Source organism: Arcicella rosea, from assembly GCF_040543805.1.
GTDB classification, from domain to species: domain Bacteria; phylum Bacteroidota; class Bacteroidia; order Cytophagales; family Spirosomataceae; genus Arcicella; species Arcicella rosea.
In genome coordinates this window covers 20,443-38,403 of record NZ_JBEUMS010000003.1, presented here as the reverse complement: position 1 = coordinate 38,403, position 17,961 = coordinate 20,443, and the positions used below count along the sequence as shown (strand labels likewise).

Below are 17,961 nucleotides of genomic sequence, written 5' to 3'. Positions count from 1 at the left end.
CATTAAGATGAACAGAATCATTAAAAATACATTACTATTTAAATGTACAGTTTTGTGCATATCAATACTTTTGGGTTGTGACAGTGCTATTCTTGATCAAGTACCCAAAGATTCTTTAACAGAAGAAACCGTTTGGACTGACCCACAAGGAGCAACGCAATTTGTTAATGCGATTTACGGTAGAATGCCTTCAGGTTTTGACCGTAATTACCAAGGATGGGCTAAAGGACTTTATTTATTAGACGGTGTTACGGATGATGGCGACGTTTGCATGCCTTGGACGCACTCTAATGAATTACAATCTGGTAATTTTTTACCTTCGGGAACTCCTTGGGGTGAAACTTGGGGCGACTATTATGCTTTAGTAAGAAAAACGAATGTTGCACTAGAGAACCTTGTAAGACTAAAAGATGAAACGCTTAGAAACCGATTGATGGGCGAAACATACTTCTTGAGAGGATTTATTTATCATGAACTTTTAAGATTGTATGGAATGAAGGCTACAGGAGGTGCACCAACAGGAGTACCACTTATCAGTAAAAGTTTGACTTTGAATGATAATTTTCAATTGCCTCGTTCAACGTATGATGAAGTAGTTGATTTTATCATTGCTGATATGGATAAGGCTGCTTCTTTACTTCCTAAAAAAGGAGCAATCGAAGCGGGTAGAGCAACTTCTGGAGCGGCGAATGCCTTGAAAAGTCGTGTGTTATTGTATGCAGAACGTTGGCAAGCAGCAGCAGATGCAGCCAATAAAGTTATCAATACAGACTATACTTTATTCAGCGATTACAGAACGTTATTTCTAACAAAAAATAATAATGAAGTAGTTTTTGCAAAGAAATTTCAAGCACCAGATAAAGTACATTTTGGCTTGAATAATGGATTTGATGTGGTTAACTCACCGCCATCAATCAAAGGAGGAAGTGATGCAGGTTGGGGCGGTAATGTGCCTACTCAGAATTTTGTTGATTCTTATGAAATGCTTGACGGAAAATCACAAGCTACTTCGCCTTTGTATAAAGCGAATGAACCTTACACAAATCTTGACCCTCGTTTTGAAGCAACTGTTGTACATAATGGCTCTACTTTTCGTGGACGATTAATTGAATTATTTCCGGGTGGTGCAGATGTAACAGGTAAACCAGAAGATACTAAAACAGGCTATATGCTTCGTAAATTCCACGAAGAGCAATACGTTATTTATACAAAAAGTAGCGATCAAGATTGGATTTTTATCAGATATGCAGAAGTGTTGTTGAATTATGCTGAAGCAAAAAATGAAGCTACGGGACCAGATGCTTCTATCTATAATGCCATCAATGCCATCAGAAAAAGAGCAGGAATGCCAGATTTAGAAACAGGACTTTCGAAAGAACAAATGCGTGTTAAAATCAGAAACGAACGTAGAATTGAATTAGCTTTTGAAGAACATCGTTTCTTTGATATTCGTAGATGGAAAATTGCTGAAAGTTTATTGAATGGACCTCTTTATGGTACGAAAGTAAGTAAAACAGGAAATACCGTGACATACACACGTTATGCTTTTGAATCAAGAAATTTTCCCTCTAAATTATATGTATTGCCAATTCCGCAAGGAGAAATTGACAAAAACCCTGCTGCCAAGCAAATTGCTGGTTGGTAGATTTTTGAGATTTGACTAACAAATCATCAGTCATCTCGAATTTTAAATCATAAAAAAGCGGTCGAAAAACTAATTTGACCGCTTTTTTATGATTGATGGACAATGAATTCCTACTGTTTGAGCGGAGCGAGTTTAGGAATTCTTGATTTTTTTGTTACTTTTTGCATCAAGGCAAAAAGTAAGGACGAGAATAAATCCAAAAAACGATGAAGTTTTCTCTACCTCTTTATTTTAAAAGAAAATTCGGGATGACTCATATTTACTATTAATATTTTTTCTAATGAAACCAAGACTCATCCTTTTACTGCTTTTTCCAATTATTTATGCCTGTAATACGGCTTCTTCTGATGAAACCCTTTTTCAGCTTGTTAAGCCTGAAAATTCGGGAATTAACTTTGTGAATAATATTCAAGAAGACGGAAATCTTAATTTATTAGAGTATCAATATTTGTACAACGGTGGCGGTGTTGCCATCGGCGATGTGAATAATGATGGTTTAGCAGACATCTATTTCTCTGGAAATATGGTGCCTAATAAATTATATCTCAACAAAGGGAAATCTGGAGATGCTTCTTTTCATTTTGAAGATATTACAGAAATTGCTGGTGTGGCAGGAAGAGAAAAATGGAAAACAGGAGTAAGCATGGCGGATGTGAATGGCGATGGGAAATTGGATATTTATGTATGTTACTCTGGTCCTGGGACGGATTTTGAGCGTAAAAATGAATTGTACATCAACACTGGCACTAAAAATGGTATTCCGACTTTTGTGGAAAGTGCTGCAAAATATGGATTAGATGCTGTTGGAACTTACACAACACAAGTTGCTTTTTTTGATATGGACAAAGACGGTGACCTAGATATGTTTATGGTAAACCATGCTGAAATGTTCTATAATGCCTTTTTTAATACACAACGACTTCGCAAAACAAGACATCCTCAATATGGAAATAGACTTTACAGAAATGATAAGGGCTTCTTTAATGATGTAAGTGACGAAGCTGGAATACATGGGAGTGGCTTGAATTTTGGTTTGAACGTTTCTGTTGGCGATGTCAACAACGATACTTGGCCTGATCTTTACGTAACAAACGATTATAACGAACAAGATTTTTTATACCTCAATCAGAAAAATGGAAATTTCTCTGAAACCCTTAAAGGGAGTATCGGGCATATTTCTAAATTTTCGATGGGTTCTGATATTGTTGATTTTAACAATGATGATAAAGCTGATATTATCACAATGGATATGCTTCCAGAAGATAATCATCGTCAAAAATTACTGAAAGGTCCTGATGAATACGATACTTATAAATTGTTAGTCGATAGCGGTTTCCATCATCAAAATATGCGAAATATGCTTCAAGTAAATGTTGGAAATAACAAGGAAGGAATTCCGCAATTTAGTGAAATCGGACAATTAGCTGGAATGTCGAATACAGATTGGAGTTGGAGTCCATTAGTTTGTGATTTGGATAATGATGGTAAAAAGGATTTGTACATTACCAATGGTTACTTGCGAGATTACACCAATATGGATTTCTTGAAATATACTTATCAAGAAGAAGCCGATAAAGCCCGAGCAGAAGGACAGAAAATCAATACTTGGGAATTAATCAAAAAGATGTCTAGCACCAAAGTAAGTAATTATTGCTTCTTGAATAAAAATACGGATGAAGAATTAATCTTTGAAAATACTACAGCAAAATGGGGTTTGGCAGAACCTTCTATCAGTACTGGTGCAGCTTATGCTGATTTAGATAACGATGGCGACCTGGATTTGGTTGTAAATAACAGTAATTCGTCAGCCATGGTTTTTGAAAATCGTAGTCGTCAGCTTTCTGAAAATCATTATATCAAACTAAAATTAAAAGAAAATACAGCCAATACTTTTGGACTTGGAGCAAAAGTATTGCTACAAACCAAAAGTGGTAGCCAAATGCAAGAATTGTATGCTGCACATGGTTTTCAGAGTAGTGTTGAGCCTTCTTTACACTTTGGATTAGGAAAAGATGAACAGATTAAAACATTAAAAATTTACTGGACAAATGGTAAAGTAACAACTTTAAATAACGTCAAAGCTGATACAACACTTACGATTCAAAGTAATACGGGAATTGCTCCAAATATTCAACCTGAATTGAAGCCGTCACTACTCTTTTCAGATTATACGCTGACGTCAAATCTAAATTATCAACATCAAGAAACACCCTTTGTCGATTTTAAACATCAATCGCTTTTGCCTTATCAGCTTTCCAAACAAGGACCATTTATTGCCAAAGGAGATGTAAATGGAGATGGATTAGAGGATGTTTTTATCGGTGGAAACCAACAAAAGGCTGGAGAATTATTCTTGCAAAAAAGTAATGGTTCATTTCAAAAATCGCCTTCTCAGCCTTGGGTAAAGGAAAGTTTTGCAAAAGATGCTGGAGTAACGTTTTTTGATGCTGATAATGACAAAGATTTAGATTTATTCATCGTCAGAGGAGGGGCAGAATTAGAAGCCCATGCGCCATTGTATCAAGACCAACTTTATCTAAACAACGGGAAAGGCATTTTTACCAACGCTTCTGGAGCTTTACCTGATTTAACGAGTAATGGAAGTTGTGTTGCCACTGCCGATTATGACAAAGATGGAGATTTGGATGTTTTCGTAGGTGGTCGTTCGATGCCAAGTCGCTTTCCAGAACCTGATTATTGTTATTTATTAAGGAATGAAAGTAAAGGAGGGAAGCCTCTTTTTAAATATGCAACTGAACAAAAAGAGTCGTCTCTTCGTCGTCCAGGCATCGTTACTTCGGCGTCTTGGACAGACATCAATAAAGATGGTTGGATAGATTTAATCATTGTAGGAGAATTTATGCCGATTACGATTTATGAAAATCAGCGTGGACAATTGGTCAATCAAACCCAAAAGTATGGCTTAGAAAACACCAACGGATTTTGGGCAAAAGTCGTGATTGAAGACATGGATAATGATGGAGATTTAGATATTATTGCTGGAAACTTAGGACAGAATACGCAATTTAAAGCTTCTGAAAAAGAGCCTGTTACGCTTTGCTATGCAGATTTCGACCAAAATGGAACAATCGATCCATTGATTTGCTATTATGTCCAAGGCAAAAGCTATCCACTTGCTTCATTGGATGAATTGGCCAATCAATTGCCAGTTGTTAGGAAGAAATTTTTGAAATATAAAGATTATGCGGAGGCTAGGTTAGAAGATTTACTTTCGCCAGAACAGCTTAAAGGAGCCAATACTTTAAAAATTAATACATTAAGCACTACCTATTTTGAAAATGCAGGCAATGGTAAATTTACTGCTAAAACTTTTCCTTTGTCTGCTCAAGTTTCATTAGCTTCCTGTATTACGGTTGAGGATTTTAATCAAGATGGTAAAAAAGACATACTTGTAGCAGGGAATTTCTACCCGTGGCGTGTGCAGTTGGGTAAAAATGATGCTTCGATGGGTTCGCTTTTATTAGGAAATGGAAAGGGTAAATTTACTTCAGTTCCTAATCAAAAAGCTGGTTTAATGCTAAAAGGTGATGTCAGAGATATGAGCACGATTCAATTAGCCAATCAAAACAAAGTCATGATTTATACTCGAAATTCGGATAAAGTAGGAGTTTTGAAGCGTGAAAAAATGAAGTAATTTTTCTTTATGATTCAACTCAGAATTAGAGTTTGGTTTTGAGTTGAATCATTTTAAAATGCTTATTTTTTGAATAAAATAGTTATTTTTGTTATATAAAAATTATAAACTATGACTACGAATCCAGCTACCAATAAAGGTCTTAATGCTTTACAAGTAAGCTTGTTAAGGCTATTTAATAGACCTATGACAGATGAACAAACGCATGATTTACAAAAAGTTTTAGTAAAACATTATACCGCACAGTTGCATGAAGAATTAGAACGAATTACCGAAGAAAAAGGCTATACTCAAGAGGATTTTGATAAAATGTTAAACCAAGAATCTTAATGAGAGTAGTCGTAGATACAAATTGCCTTTTAGCTTCTATTCCTCCTAAAAGTAATTATTATTGGCTTTATCAAGCTTTTGAAAACGAACTTTTTGAATGGGTTGTGAGTAATGAGATTTTGACTGAATACGAAGAGAAACTTATAGAAAGATATTCTGAGTTAACAGCAGAATTGGTATTGTCAATTCTTGCCTCTGCTCCAAATGCTATCTTCTCAGAGCCATTTTACAAATGGCAATTAATTGAAAATGACCCTGATGATAATAAATTTGTTGATTTAGCAATTGCAACTAACGCCGATTATCTCATTACCAATGATAAAGATTTTAATATACTAAAATCTCTTGATTTCCCTCAAATAAGAGTTGTGTCCCTAATGGAGTTTAAGGAAATTATGAATAAATTATGACAAAACTACTTCACCAAAACCCAACGATTCACCGTATTATTTCGTCCTTCTATCAAAATTTTGTAGAAGGACGATTTTTTTTGATTTACATCTACCGAAATACTTTCTTGTGCATTCGGTACGGTGTCGATTAATTCATAGAGGTCTTTGCCTCCTTCTTCAAAATGGTTGGTTGTACTCAGCCAAATTTTTACTTTGCCTTTTTTCTCTAAGGCTTTCCACGAAATTTGTAAACTATCTTTTGTTAAAACTGCGTTCGGATTAGCTACTGAAACAGGATTGATTAAGGCTATTCCATCCATTTCAACAAGATTTTCTGCTTGAATTTTCAATCCCATAAAACGAGCCATCGTTGGTAAAATATCCACAATAGCAGGTTGGTTTTCTTGAAAGTAATTATTTAGCAGTTTGGCATTGGTTGCTATCCAAGTAGTACGTTCTCTGTCCGACTGTCCACCGTGATTTTTACCTGTTTTAGCATCTCTTCCGTGGTCAGTCGTAATTACGATTAGCCAATCTTCTTTAAAGTTTTTCTTTCTATATTCTATCGCTTCCCACACTTTCCCAATTTGATTATCCACATAACCCAAAGCTTTAGTGAATTGCTCGCTATCGCCATACTTATGTCCCATATCATCAGAATATTCTAAATAAACCCACGATAAATCTGGCGCATTTTCTTTGATACTTTTGGCGGCTTCATCACTTACTTTTTCGTCAATTTTATGAATGTATTCACTTTGCTTATCGTGTGAATAAGTAAGCGTATCCAACTCATAACCATCAGCTACAAAATCCATTTTAATATTGCCTGCATTGGCTAAAGACTCGCCAATCAATTTGGTTCTGTTATCTAACCATGTAGAGTAAACGCCTATTTTCTTTTCGGGATATTGACTTTTCAATAACCTGAAAATATTCCAATAATGATAATTCGGTTTTTTAATATCATTACCCCAAACGTTATGTTTATTCACCCAAGTACCTGTTAGCAAACTATTGTAGCCCACTGCCGAAATCGTCGGCGTTTGTGAGTATTGTCCTTTTTCACCACCAACGAATGCTCTTTTGTATGCTCCGATAGTACTAATTTTCTTTAAATTAGGCATTTCTGCTTTTTCGATGGCATCGGCTGGAATGCCATCTACAATCATAAAAACCACTTTTTTAGCTGTTTTTTGTGCTAAGGTTGTCGATGAAATAATTAGAATATAAAAAAGAATTTGGAAGATTTTCATGGTTTTGTCTATCACTCGTTTGTTAATGAAAGCTGGTTGCCAAAGGCTAAAAGCTATTTTTCAACAAAATTCATACTTCTTCTTCACAAGTCTATCATTCTCTATTTTATTTAATTGTTAATAAGCGGAGAGATTTGGGATGTCGGATTTTTGGAAAAATATACTTATGGTATAAAAACAAGTCACCAAAGCTAAAACGATAAGAAACAGTAGGAATCATCTTGGTTATACTGGCTAAAAATATATTTTCTTAGTACTTTCCTTCTAAGATTTCCAGTAAGCGTTGATTTACATACAGTTTTTCTTTTCCAACTTTCACAGACTGTAAAAATCCATTTTCTTCTAATGCTATTAGATAATTTCCTACTGTCTTTGAGTTTCCTAAATTCTCGTTTATTAAATGTTGCTTTTTGGTATATGGCAAGCGAAACAAAATTTCTACCAAATCTTTAGAATAGATTTTCGGTAGTTTCATTTTGATTTCGGTTGAAGTTGTGTCAATTTCCTTTGTAATACGATTCAGTCTTTTCAATCCGTTCATCGAAGTTACCTCTATCATATCCAACATATATAAAATATAGTTTTCCCAATCATTATGTTCCGTTACATTTCTTAGATTGCGGTAATACTCCACCTTGTTTTTGATAATGTACTCACTTAGGTAAATGGCTGGTGTGTCAAGCAAACCTGATAGTTTGAGGTATAGTAATAGTAAGATTCTACCTGTTCTTCCATTACCATCTGCAAAAGGGTGAATCGCTTCAAACTGATAGTGTAATAATGCCATTTTTATTAGTGGGTCAATTCCATTGTCTTCATTGATAAAGGTTTCTAAATTAGCCAACTTGTCTCTGATAATACTTTCTCCACTTGGTGGCGTATATATTACTTCGCCTTGGCTATTAGCTAATGTTGTGCCGGGTGTAACTCTAATGGACGCATTATTTTGCTTTATGCACTGAACAATTTTAATACACAGATTTGTCGTAATGAACGGCTTTGTTTTAAGCTGTTCCAAACCCAACCAAAGAGCTTCTTTGTAACTTAAAACTTCTTTCGTAGCTGTATTTTCTACCTTTTTTTCTGCTATTAGCGATTGATATAACTCATCGTTGGTAGTAATTATATTTTCTACTTCAGAACTGGCTTTTGCTTCCTGTAAATAAATGGTATCTAAAAATAAAGTTGGATTGGGCAAATTAAGTAAAGTCCCATTCAGCTGAGCTAATGCTCTACCTGCCGAAATTGCTTTGCGGAGTATATTTTTTGTTTCAATATCTATCTGAGGAGGTAAAGGAGGCAAGGCATTGTACGGCTTTGTACGGTCAAAATCAATCATATTTTCAAAGATAAAGGTTACACTCGTTTTTAATTCGAGAGTAAAAATATGATTTTTTTACTCTTGTTTGTATTACGATGGTAAAATTTACATTTGTTTGGAGCATAAAATTCATTGAGAGATTTCTTTGGGAATCCTATTGCCTAATATCTCTATACTTGGTGATGAATGGGATTTTGGATTTGGGATGTCGGATTTCGGGAAAATTATACTTAGGTCATTAAAAATCACTCAATAAAATATCTCCCTACAAATCAGTAGAGTATTTATTAACAGTATTTATATTTTCGCTTTTATTGATTAGACAAAACTAAAATACTCAGGCATGACTAACCTTATGTTCTCCTTTCTCAAAATGACTTAAATAGTCATGCCATGAGTGGACGATAGCTTATTGACAATCATTCAAAAATCACTCATTCACAACTCACTAAATATCTATGGAATTTTTAGAAACACTTTATAACGAAATCGTCGGCTTTTTTAATTTTGGCGGACTGATTGAAATTATCGAAACAGACAATTACAAAGCCTTATTAACCCAAGACGGCATCGGCAAAGCTTTGGGGCCACTGATTCCCGTTTTGTTGCTTGTTGAAATTATCCGTGCCTTATTTTATCGCCGACTTACTTTTACGCAATACAAAATCTCTTTTTTCACTTACGTTTTCAACCGCTTTATTTCTCGTTTTATTTCAATCGGAATGGTCGGGCTTTGCATTGCTTTCTTTGAACCTTACGCCATTTTCAAGACTGAATTTACTTGGTATTGGTTTATTTATGGTTATGTAGTGTGGGAATTTGCCCATTTTATTTATCATTTCTTGGGGCATAAAGTACGCCTTTTTTGGTGTTTGCACTCTACGCATCACGCACCCGAATACATGAATTTATCGGTGACCTACACACACTTTTTTCTGGAAGCCCCTTATGCTGACATTATTCGTACTACAATTTGCATTTTGTTGGGTGTAAATCCTTCTTTGTTGTTTCTCATCATGTTTATAGACGGTACTTGGGGAGCTTTTATTCATATTGGCGAAAACATTATGGTAGATGCTCGTCTGGGATTTTTGAATAAAATCATTCTTACGCCTTCGCATCATAGAGTACATCATGCCAAAAACCCTTTGTATATGGATACCAACTTTTGTAATCTACTGAATATTTGGGACAAAGCTTTTGGTACTTTGCAAGACGAAAAACACGAAGAAGCCATTGAATACGGCATTACAAGACCGATGAAATCAGGAGATTTTTTAGATGCTTATTTTGGTGAAATCACTTTATTGTTGAAAGACGTTTACCAAGCTCCAACGCTCAAAGACAAGGTTCTATACATTTTTATGCCCCCCGGCTGGCATCATTCTGGCAACCACAAAACTGCAACGATTGTGAAGAAAGAGTATTTTGAGAGTGTTAAGCTGTGAACTTTATAATACTCATGATATTACTAGACATTTTGAGAATAAATATCAAACTGTCGAGTAATATCATGAAAGTTTATCTCAATTTATTGAAGTACGAAAGACTTAACACCGCTCGGTTCTCCCAATGCTGGATATATTAACTTCCCTGTCTCTGAATCAATATATGCGTTTGTATATAATGCTGTTGGGTAAGCAATTGCGTATATTGTCTCACCGAGGACAAAGCCTCTTGATGTTAAATTTGAACTAGCCCAATTAGATGTAGAAAATTGTCCATTTGTTAAGCTAACTGCTTGGGAATGTATGTTATTCTCTTTACTAACATTACTACTTTTTGAAAAGAAAACAATAGCTGTTCTACTTTCTGATTTAGAATAAGTTCCAAGTAGATTATATGCTCCTGTAAATGCCACCTTTGCTTCAAAAGAATTGATTTTAAAATCAGGATTATTACTAATGTTTAAACTTCCAATAAAGTTAGTTCCGATACCTGTGTGTACTACCCCATATTTTTTTGTTGTCGGAATATTTACTCCTGAATATGTAAAATTATACGTTCCTGTTTCCAATTTACTAAAAGTGAACTTGCCTGCTTTGTCAGAATTGGTACTTAAGGTTTTTCCATTTTGCTCAGCAATAATTGAAACGCCACTATTGTCTTCAAGTGGAATACCACTTGCATCGTAAAGTTTTACGTAGCCAATAATATCACTTTGTGGGTTTACATAATCGGCGTTTTTTGAACAGGAAAACAAATAAAAAATTGAAAACAAAGTGATGATAAACGGTTTTTTCATAATGAATTTGTAGTTTAAGTTTTAAAAATATAGAGTTATTTGAATGTTTCGATGTTTTACCTCAAAGGATATACGCAATATAATGCTTTTTCTAAAAAAGAGAGGTACAAAATATTAACTTATGATAAAATTAATTGCTTTGTTCAAATACATATAAATAAAGTATAATTAGTTTTCATTCATGTCTCACGAACAATAAATCAAATGATAAGCAGCCTCTGACTGATTTATATTTGTAACAAAATATAATACTTCGAAAAGCGAGGTGTACTTATCATTCTATTCCAAAACTAAACCAATCTCCACCGTTGTTTTTACATTGTCTGAAAATTCGTTTAGGAAGTCCATTTCTCAAATCAATTATTGTTGTCACTTGATTGTCACAATCATTACTTATATTCTTAAAAATGAGTTTTCCATTTCGTAATTTATTTGGTAAGTCATGTATCATATTCACATAATAATTTCCAACATAATTGTTTCTATCGCTAAAAATTAAAATTCGAGATGTCGCTCTTTTTGAAATACCCCAAAACCAGCTTGAATTTATAAGCTTAAATTTTTTTCCATTTTTAGTTTTTATAATCCCTAAATACTTTAAATGAGTTTCCGACTGTCCGTTCGTTCTCCACTTTCCAAATATATACAAGCTATCAATAACACCTTTTTCTAAAACATGTTGTCTTATTTTTGAATCATTAATTTGCCCATTAACAGAAATGCAGATAATCATCAAGATTACAATTCTAAAAACTATTTTTATTATTTTCATTTTCAACAATTCAAAAATATCCTACATCAAAATTAAAATACAATTCCCTCAAAACAAACATAGCTTCCCAAAATCAATACGACTCTGAAAAGCTATGCTTAAATAAAAAACTCAAAGCTCAAGGCTTACAGCTTAAAAGCTATTTCCCAAACTTTCCTCCAAAGAAATCACCTTTGTTCCATGTTGGGGCGGTGCTTTCGTTGGCGGTGAAATAGCCGATTAGGAAATTTACTTTTACGTGTGTTGCCGCTGCTTGGAAGTCGAAGGGCTGATTCATGTCGTCTTGTGGCGTATGGTAAATGGTACTTCGCCAAGCTACGTCCGATTTACTTCTGTCAACGCTATCTTCTGGCACAGTCATAAAGCCACTTTTGATAAACAATGCTGGAATACCTTTTTTGATAAAACTAAAATGGTCGCTTCTTACAAAAACCACTTGCTCAGGAAATGGGTCGGGACTAACCTTTAAATTCAGCACTTTCGTAGCCTGTGCTACTTGTTTTGAAAGACTTGAATGTTGTGCTCCATAAGGTACAATGTCTAAAATCGGATGAAAGAAAAATGGCATATCAATCGCTAAATTGGCTACCATTTTGGCATCTTTGATAGGAAGATTATTAGCGAAATAATCAGAACCCAATAAGCCATATTCTTCGCCCGTAACCACTGCAATAATGATAGAACGCTTGGGAGTTTTGGGCAATGCACGATAAGCATGGGCAATTTCTAAAAGGATAGAAACTCCAGAAGCGTTGTCGTGAGCTCCATTATAAATAGAATCATTTTTCACGGCTGCACCAATACCGAAGTGGTCGAGGTGAGCGGCATACACTACGTACTCATCTTTTAATTTCGGGTCGCTTCCTTCGATTATTCCTACTAAATTTGAACCTTGCACAAACTGATAAGCCGTTTTTACTTTCAGTTTTGCAGAGATGTTTAAAGGAAAGGATTGAGCTTTATTGGCTTTAGCATTGGCGTAAATTTCCTCCGCTTTTTTGCCTGAATTACTGAATAATTTTTCGGCATATTCATTGTTTAAAGTAACGATTCCTTTCAATTCTGGGAAACCGTCTTTGGCAATATTGTTTTCGTCCAACCATTTAAAAGAGCCTTGTTTCGAGCGACGCACTGTCGCATCCCAAGTACTTCTTTTGTCGGTTGGTACGCTGAAAGAAATTGCACCGACCGCTCCACGTTTGATTGCCTCATTGAATTTTACGGTATTGTTAGTAAAGTATGCACGCTCGTTTGAACCAAAAGATTCTGGTGCGGCATTGAGCATTACTACAATTTTACCTTTTACATCAATGTTTTGGTAATCGTCATAATTCAATTCGGGAGCATGAACGCCAAAGCCTACAAAAACCAAAGGAGCTTCGATTTCAGAAGATTCATTGATAAAATTTGGACTGAAAATAAAGTGTTTGTTGTAGTCTAAAACCTCCTCTTTTCCGTTGACGAACAAAGATAAAGTACTTTCTTTTTCTCGGACGATGCCTTTTCTAAGCGGTACTTTTTGCAAATAAGAATTACCATTGATGGCGGGCTTCAAACCCAAAGCCATAAACTGTGTTTCGATATACTTTGAAGCCAACGCAAAACCACGTGTTCCGGGCTGACGACCTTCTAATAAATCATCTGAAAGATAAGTCATCGTGGCTTTAATCGCATCAGGATTGATAGCTTGAACGGCTTTTTTAGGAACTGATTGCCCGAAAAGTAAGGTTTGTGAACATAGAAATAAGAGTGAAATTCCTGTTAATAAGCTTTTTTTCATGTTGATGAATTATTGAGTGAATGAGTGAGTTGTGATTTAGTGATTGATAATCAATGGATGATTGACTTAAAGTTGTTTAGTTTAAGATGATATAGGTAAACATAAAAGCTCAAGCTTTTCTCTTAGCCAAGATGCAAAAAGGCTTATAGCATACAGCCTTTTACAAAAATACTTAACAAAGCCTGAGTTTGTAATGCTTTATATTTATTCTTTGAAGGGATTAAATAAAATTGAAAAATTCTTAAATTTTCTAGTCTAATCCCTTGATAATCAAATTAAAATCTGTACTTTTGCAAGCTAGTTGAAATTCGACGAAATCTCATTGAGTTTTAATAAAGGTAGTTATTTCCGAGACACATACTTTTTTCGTAGGAAGAATGCAAGGGAAATAATTTACTCACTTCTACGAGGCTTCATTTTTTGCTTACGCTAATTTGCTGTAAGTCATTGATTTAAAGAATTTTTAGATATGTTTTTATTCGGAATTGAAAGGTATTTCAATGCAAAAGTTTCCAGTTTGATGTTCCATTGTTGAACATCAAAGACTTTTTTATTGCCCTTACATTTTACCGATTAAGAAATATCAGATTGTAAACTTCAAAACAGTAACAGCCTTGACACAGATGACAAAAACGGGCAGAATTTCTTTTGCCAAAGTCAAAAACTTACTTGAGTACCCAGATTTCTTGGATATTCAGGTTAAGTCGTTTCAGGATTTCTTCCAGTTGGAAACCGCAGCGGAGAATCGTACTGACGAAGGTCTTTTCAAAGTATTTGCTGAGAACTTCCCAATTGCCGATTCTCGTGAAAACTTTGTCCTTCACTTTATTGATTACTCAGTAGATCCACCGAAATACTCTGTTGATGAGTGTATCGACCGTGGTCTTACGTATTCAGTACCTTTGAAAGCAAAGTTGCGCCTTATCTGTAACGATACCGACAACGAAGATTTCGAAACTATCGAACAGGAAGTGTTCTTAGGGAATATCCCTTACATGACTGAGCGTGGTTCTTTCGTAATTAATGGTGCTGAGCGTGTAATCGTTTCTCAATTACACCGTTCTCCAGGTGTGTTCTTCTCTCAGAGCCGTCACACAAATGGTACTAAATTATATTCAGCTCGTATCATTCCATTCAAAGGTTCTTGGATTGAATTTGCTACAGACGTTAACAACGTAATGTATGCTTATATCGACCGTAAGAAGAAGTTCCCAGTAACAACGCTTTTGCGTGCTATTGGTTATGGTTCTGATAAAGACATTTTAGATTTATTCGGACTTTCAGAAGAAATCAAAGTAGATCGTGCTAATTTGAATAAAGCTGTTGGTCGCCGTTTGGCTGCTAGGGTTTTAAGAACTTGGCAAGAAGATTTCGTAGATGAAGATACAGGTGAAGTAGTTTCTATCGACCGTAACGAAGTATTATTAGAACGTGATTCTACCATTACTTCTGACGATATCGATACAATCATTGATGCTGATTTAGACACAATCATTCTTCATAAAGAAGATATGAACGTGAATGATTACAACATCATTTATAATACTTTACAGAAAGATTCATCGAACTCAGAAAAAGAAGCGGTTGAGCAAATTTACCGTCAGTTGCGTAATACAGAAGCACCTGATGAGCAAACAGCTCGTGATATTATCCAAAACTTGTTCTTCTCTGACAAACGTTATGATTTAGGTGAAGTAGGTCGTTATAGAATCAACAAGAAATTGGGACATGATATTCCGATGGAAACAAAAGTATTAACGAAAGCAGATATTATCTCTATCGTGAAATACCTAATCGGATTAATTAACTCAAAAGCACTAATTGATGATATTGACCACTTGTCTAACCGTCGTGTTCGTACAGTAGGTGAACAATTATATGCACAGTTTGGTGTTGGTTTGGCTCGTATGGCTCGTACTATCAAAGAACGTATGAACGTTCGTGATAACGAAGACTTCAAGCCAGTTGATTTGATTAATGCTCGTACACTTTCGTCAGTAATCAACTCATTCTTTGGTACCAACCAGCTTTCACAATTCATGGATCAGACCAACCCATTGGCTGAGATTACGCATAAGCGTCGTCTTTCAGCACTTGGACCAGGTGGTTTATCTCGTGAACGTGCAGGTTTTGAGGTTCGTGACGTTCACTATACACACTACGGTCGTTTGTGTACTATCGAAACACCAGAAGGACCAAACATCGGTTTGATTTCATCACTTTGTGTGCATGCTAAAATCAACTCGATGGGCTTTATCGAAACACCTTATCGTACTATTGAAGACGGTAAAGTGAAAGTAGATGAAATAACATTCTTTACTGCTGAAGAAGAAGATGGCAAAAACATTGTACAAGCAAATGCTCGTTACAACGAAGATGGCGTATTTACTTCAGACCGTGTAAAAGCTCGTTTTGAAGGTGACTTCCCATTAGTAGATCCTAAGGAGGCTCAATTAATGGATATTGCACCAAACCAAATTGTATCGGTTGCGGCTTCTTTGATTCCTTTCTTGGAACATGATGATGCTAACCGTGCCTTGATGGGTTCAAACATGCAACGTCAGGCTGTACCATTATTACGTCCTGAAAATCCAATTGTAGGTACTGGTTTAGAAGCAAGTGTTGCTTTAGATTCACGTACTTTAGTTGTTGCTGAAGCTGACGGTGTAATTGAATATGTTGACAGTATCAAAATCGTAGTAAAATACGATATGTCGCCAGAAGAATATTTAGTAAGTTTTGATGGAGATACTAAGGAATATAAATTAATTAAATTCCGTAGAACTAACCAAGATACTACTATCAACTTAAAACCAATCGTTCGTAAAGGACAGCGAGTTTCGAAAGGACAAGCACTTTGTGAAGGATATGCTACTCAGCAAGGAGAATTAGCATTAGGTCGTAACATGAAAGTGGCCTTCATGCCATGGCAAGGTTACAACTTCGAGGATGCGATTGTAATTTCTGAGAAAGTTGTTCGTGATGATATTTTTACTTCTATTCACATTGAAGAATTTGAATTGGAAGTACGTGATACAAAACGTGGTGAGGAAGAATTAACAGCGGAAATCCCGAACGTAGCAGAAGAAACTGTGAAAAACTTGGATGAAAGCGGTGTAATTCGTGTAGGTTCTGAAGTAAAAGAAGGAGATATCTTGATTGGTAAGATTACACCAAAAGGAGAATCTGACCCTACTCCAGAAGAAAAATTACTACGTGCTATCTTCGGTGATAAAGCAGGAGATGTAAAAGATGCTTCTAAAAAAGCACCTCCATCATTGAAAGGTGTTGTAATTGATACAAAACTTTTCAGCCGTCCTAAGAAAGATAAAGACGAACGTGAGAAAGCTAAGAAAGAAATCGCTTCTTTATCAAAACAATTATCAAAAGATTTGACTGCCATCCGTGCAATGATGATTGGTAAGATGATTGAATTGTTAGAAGGTAAAATTTCTGGTGGTATCAAGCATAAATTCGGAACGGTAATTATTGAAGCAGGAACGAAATTGACTGGTCGTATGATCGAGGAAGCGTTGTTCCCAGCTAAAAATTTATACCGTGACGATAGTTCATATAGCGTTCCTGAAGAAGCTAACTTATTAGCTGACTTAATTCTTGAAAATGCTACTGAAGAATCTGAAATCAACATCTTGTTGTTACAAATGGTGAAAAACTATAACGTTCGTCGTAACGAAGTAGTAGGTCGCTACAAACGTGAGAAGTTTGTTTTAGAAGTAGGAGATGAATTGCCTGCAGGTATCGTGAAATTAGCGAAAGTATATATCGCTAAGAAACGTAAGTTGAAAGTAGGTGATAAGATGGCGGGTCGTCACGGTAACAAAGGGGTTGTTGCCCGTATTGTACGTGATGAAGATATGCCATTCTTGGAAGACGGAACACCAGTTGAAATCGTGTTGAACCCACTTGGGGTACCTTCACGTATGAACATCGGTCAGATTTATGAAACCGTATTAGCATGGGCAGGTGAAAAACTTGGTCGTAAATACGCTTCTCCAATCTTCGATGGTGGTACTGAAGCTGAGGTTGCGAAAGAATTAGAAGAAGCAGGTTTACCATCATGGGGACGTACTTACTTATACAATGGTTTGACAGGAGAAATGTTTGACCAACCAGTAACAGTAGGTATTATCTATATGTTGAAATTAGGTCACTTAGTTGATGATAAAATGCACGCTCGTTCAATCGGACCATACTCATTAATTACACAACAACCATTGGGTGGTAAAGCTCAATTTGGTGGTCAGCGTTTTGGTGAAATGGAGGTTTGGGCATTAGAAGCATTTGGTGCAGCTAATATCTTGCAAGAAATCTTGACAGTGAAATCTGATGACGTGATTGGTAGAGCTAAGGCTTACGAAGCTATCGTTAAAGGAGAAAGCATGCCAAAACCAGGTATTCCAGAATCATTCAACGTATTGATTCACGAATTAAGAGGTTTAGCATTAGAGATTACTTTAGAGTAATAATATATAGATTGGCACACGAGTAATCGTGTGCCAATTAAAATATAAGAAACGTAAAATGTAAAGGTCAATCAGTAATTT

11 protein-coding genes are annotated in these 17,961 nt (G+C 35.5%); 6 read left to right on the top strand and 5 right to left on the bottom strand.

Annotated features, from left to right (window positions below; translation table 11 throughout):
- Window positions 1-7 precede the first annotated feature (7 nt).
- The 4 genes from ABID42_RS04870 to ABID42_RS04855 all read left to right on the top strand — a co-directional run bounded on the left by ABID42_RS04870 (window position 8) and on the right by ABID42_RS04855 (window position 6,040).
- Window positions 8-1,645, top strand: a complete 1,638-nt coding sequence (locus tag ABID42_RS04870) for a RagB/SusD family nutrient uptake outer membrane protein (protein WP_367282700.1) — start codon at window positions 8-10, stop codon at window positions 1,643-1,645.
- Window positions 1,646-1,925: 280 nt separating this feature from the next.
- Complete coding sequence (locus ABID42_RS04865) at window positions 1,926-5,300, top strand: VCBS repeat-containing protein (protein WP_367282699.1); 3,375 nt, start codon at window positions 1,926-1,928, stop codon at window positions 5,298-5,300.
- 111 nt (window positions 5,301-5,411) lie between these two features.
- Complete coding sequence (locus ABID42_RS04860; protein ID WP_367282698.1) at window positions 5,412-5,630, top strand: DUF8507 family protein; 219 nt, start codon at window positions 5,412-5,414, stop codon at window positions 5,628-5,630.
- On the top strand, window positions 5,630-6,040 hold the full coding sequence (locus ABID42_RS04855; RefSeq protein ID WP_367282697.1) for a putative toxin-antitoxin system toxin component, PIN family: 411 nt from the start codon (window positions 5,630-5,632) through the stop codon (window positions 6,038-6,040). The genes ABID42_RS04860 and ABID42_RS04855 overlap by 1 nt, the downstream gene beginning before the upstream one ends.
- A 5-nt stretch (window positions 6,041-6,045) precedes the next feature.
- On the opposite strand, the gene ABID42_RS04850 is transcribed toward ABID42_RS04855, so the two are convergent.
- Both ABID42_RS04850 and ABID42_RS04845 read right to left on the bottom strand, forming a co-directional pair.
- Entirely contained in the window at window positions 6,046-7,278 is a 1,233-nt protein-coding gene (locus ABID42_RS04850; protein ID WP_367282696.1) for an alkaline phosphatase family protein, read from the bottom strand.
- Between the two features lie 250 nt (window positions 7,279-7,528).
- A complete protein-coding gene (locus ABID42_RS04845) occupies window positions 7,529-8,617 on the bottom strand; it encodes a Fic family protein (protein WP_367282695.1) in 1,089 nt (362 codons plus the stop codon).
- Between the two features lie 440 nt (window positions 8,618-9,057).
- Here ABID42_RS04845 and ABID42_RS04840 point away from each other — a divergent pair, with 440 nt between their 5' ends.
- Window positions 9,058-10,047: a sterol desaturase family protein gene (locus tag ABID42_RS04840; protein ID WP_367282694.1), complete on the top strand. Its 990-nt coding sequence runs from the start codon at window positions 9,058-9,060 to the stop codon at window positions 10,045-10,047.
- A gap of 83 nt (window positions 10,048-10,130) precedes the next feature.
- Here ABID42_RS04840 and ABID42_RS04835 read toward each other — a convergent pair whose 3' ends face one another.
- The 3 genes from ABID42_RS04835 to ABID42_RS04825 all read right to left on the bottom strand — a co-directional run bounded on the left by ABID42_RS04835 (window position 10,131) and on the right by ABID42_RS04825 (window position 13,396).
- Window positions 10,131-10,844 (bottom strand): carboxypeptidase-like regulatory domain-containing protein, encoded by a 714-nt coding sequence (locus ABID42_RS04835; RefSeq protein WP_367282693.1) that lies wholly within the window; start codon window positions 10,842-10,844, stop codon window positions 10,131-10,133.
- 274 nt (window positions 10,845-11,118) lie between these two features.
- Complete coding sequence (locus ABID42_RS04830; protein WP_367282692.1) at window positions 11,119-11,616, bottom strand: hypothetical protein; 498 nt, start codon at window positions 11,614-11,616, stop codon at window positions 11,119-11,121.
- A 139-nt stretch (window positions 11,617-11,755) separates the two neighbouring features.
- Entirely contained in the window at window positions 11,756-13,396 is a 1,641-nt protein-coding gene (locus ABID42_RS04825) for a M28 family metallopeptidase (RefSeq protein ID WP_367282691.1), read from the bottom strand.
- Window positions 13,397-14,019: 623 nt separating this feature from the next.
- On the opposite strand from ABID42_RS04825, the gene rpoB reads away from it, so the two are divergent.
- Complete coding sequence (rpoB, locus tag ABID42_RS04820) at window positions 14,020-17,880, top strand: DNA-directed RNA polymerase subunit beta (protein WP_323256779.1); 3,861 nt, start codon at window positions 14,020-14,022, stop codon at window positions 17,878-17,880.
- Window positions 17,881-17,961: the final 81 nt, after the last annotated feature.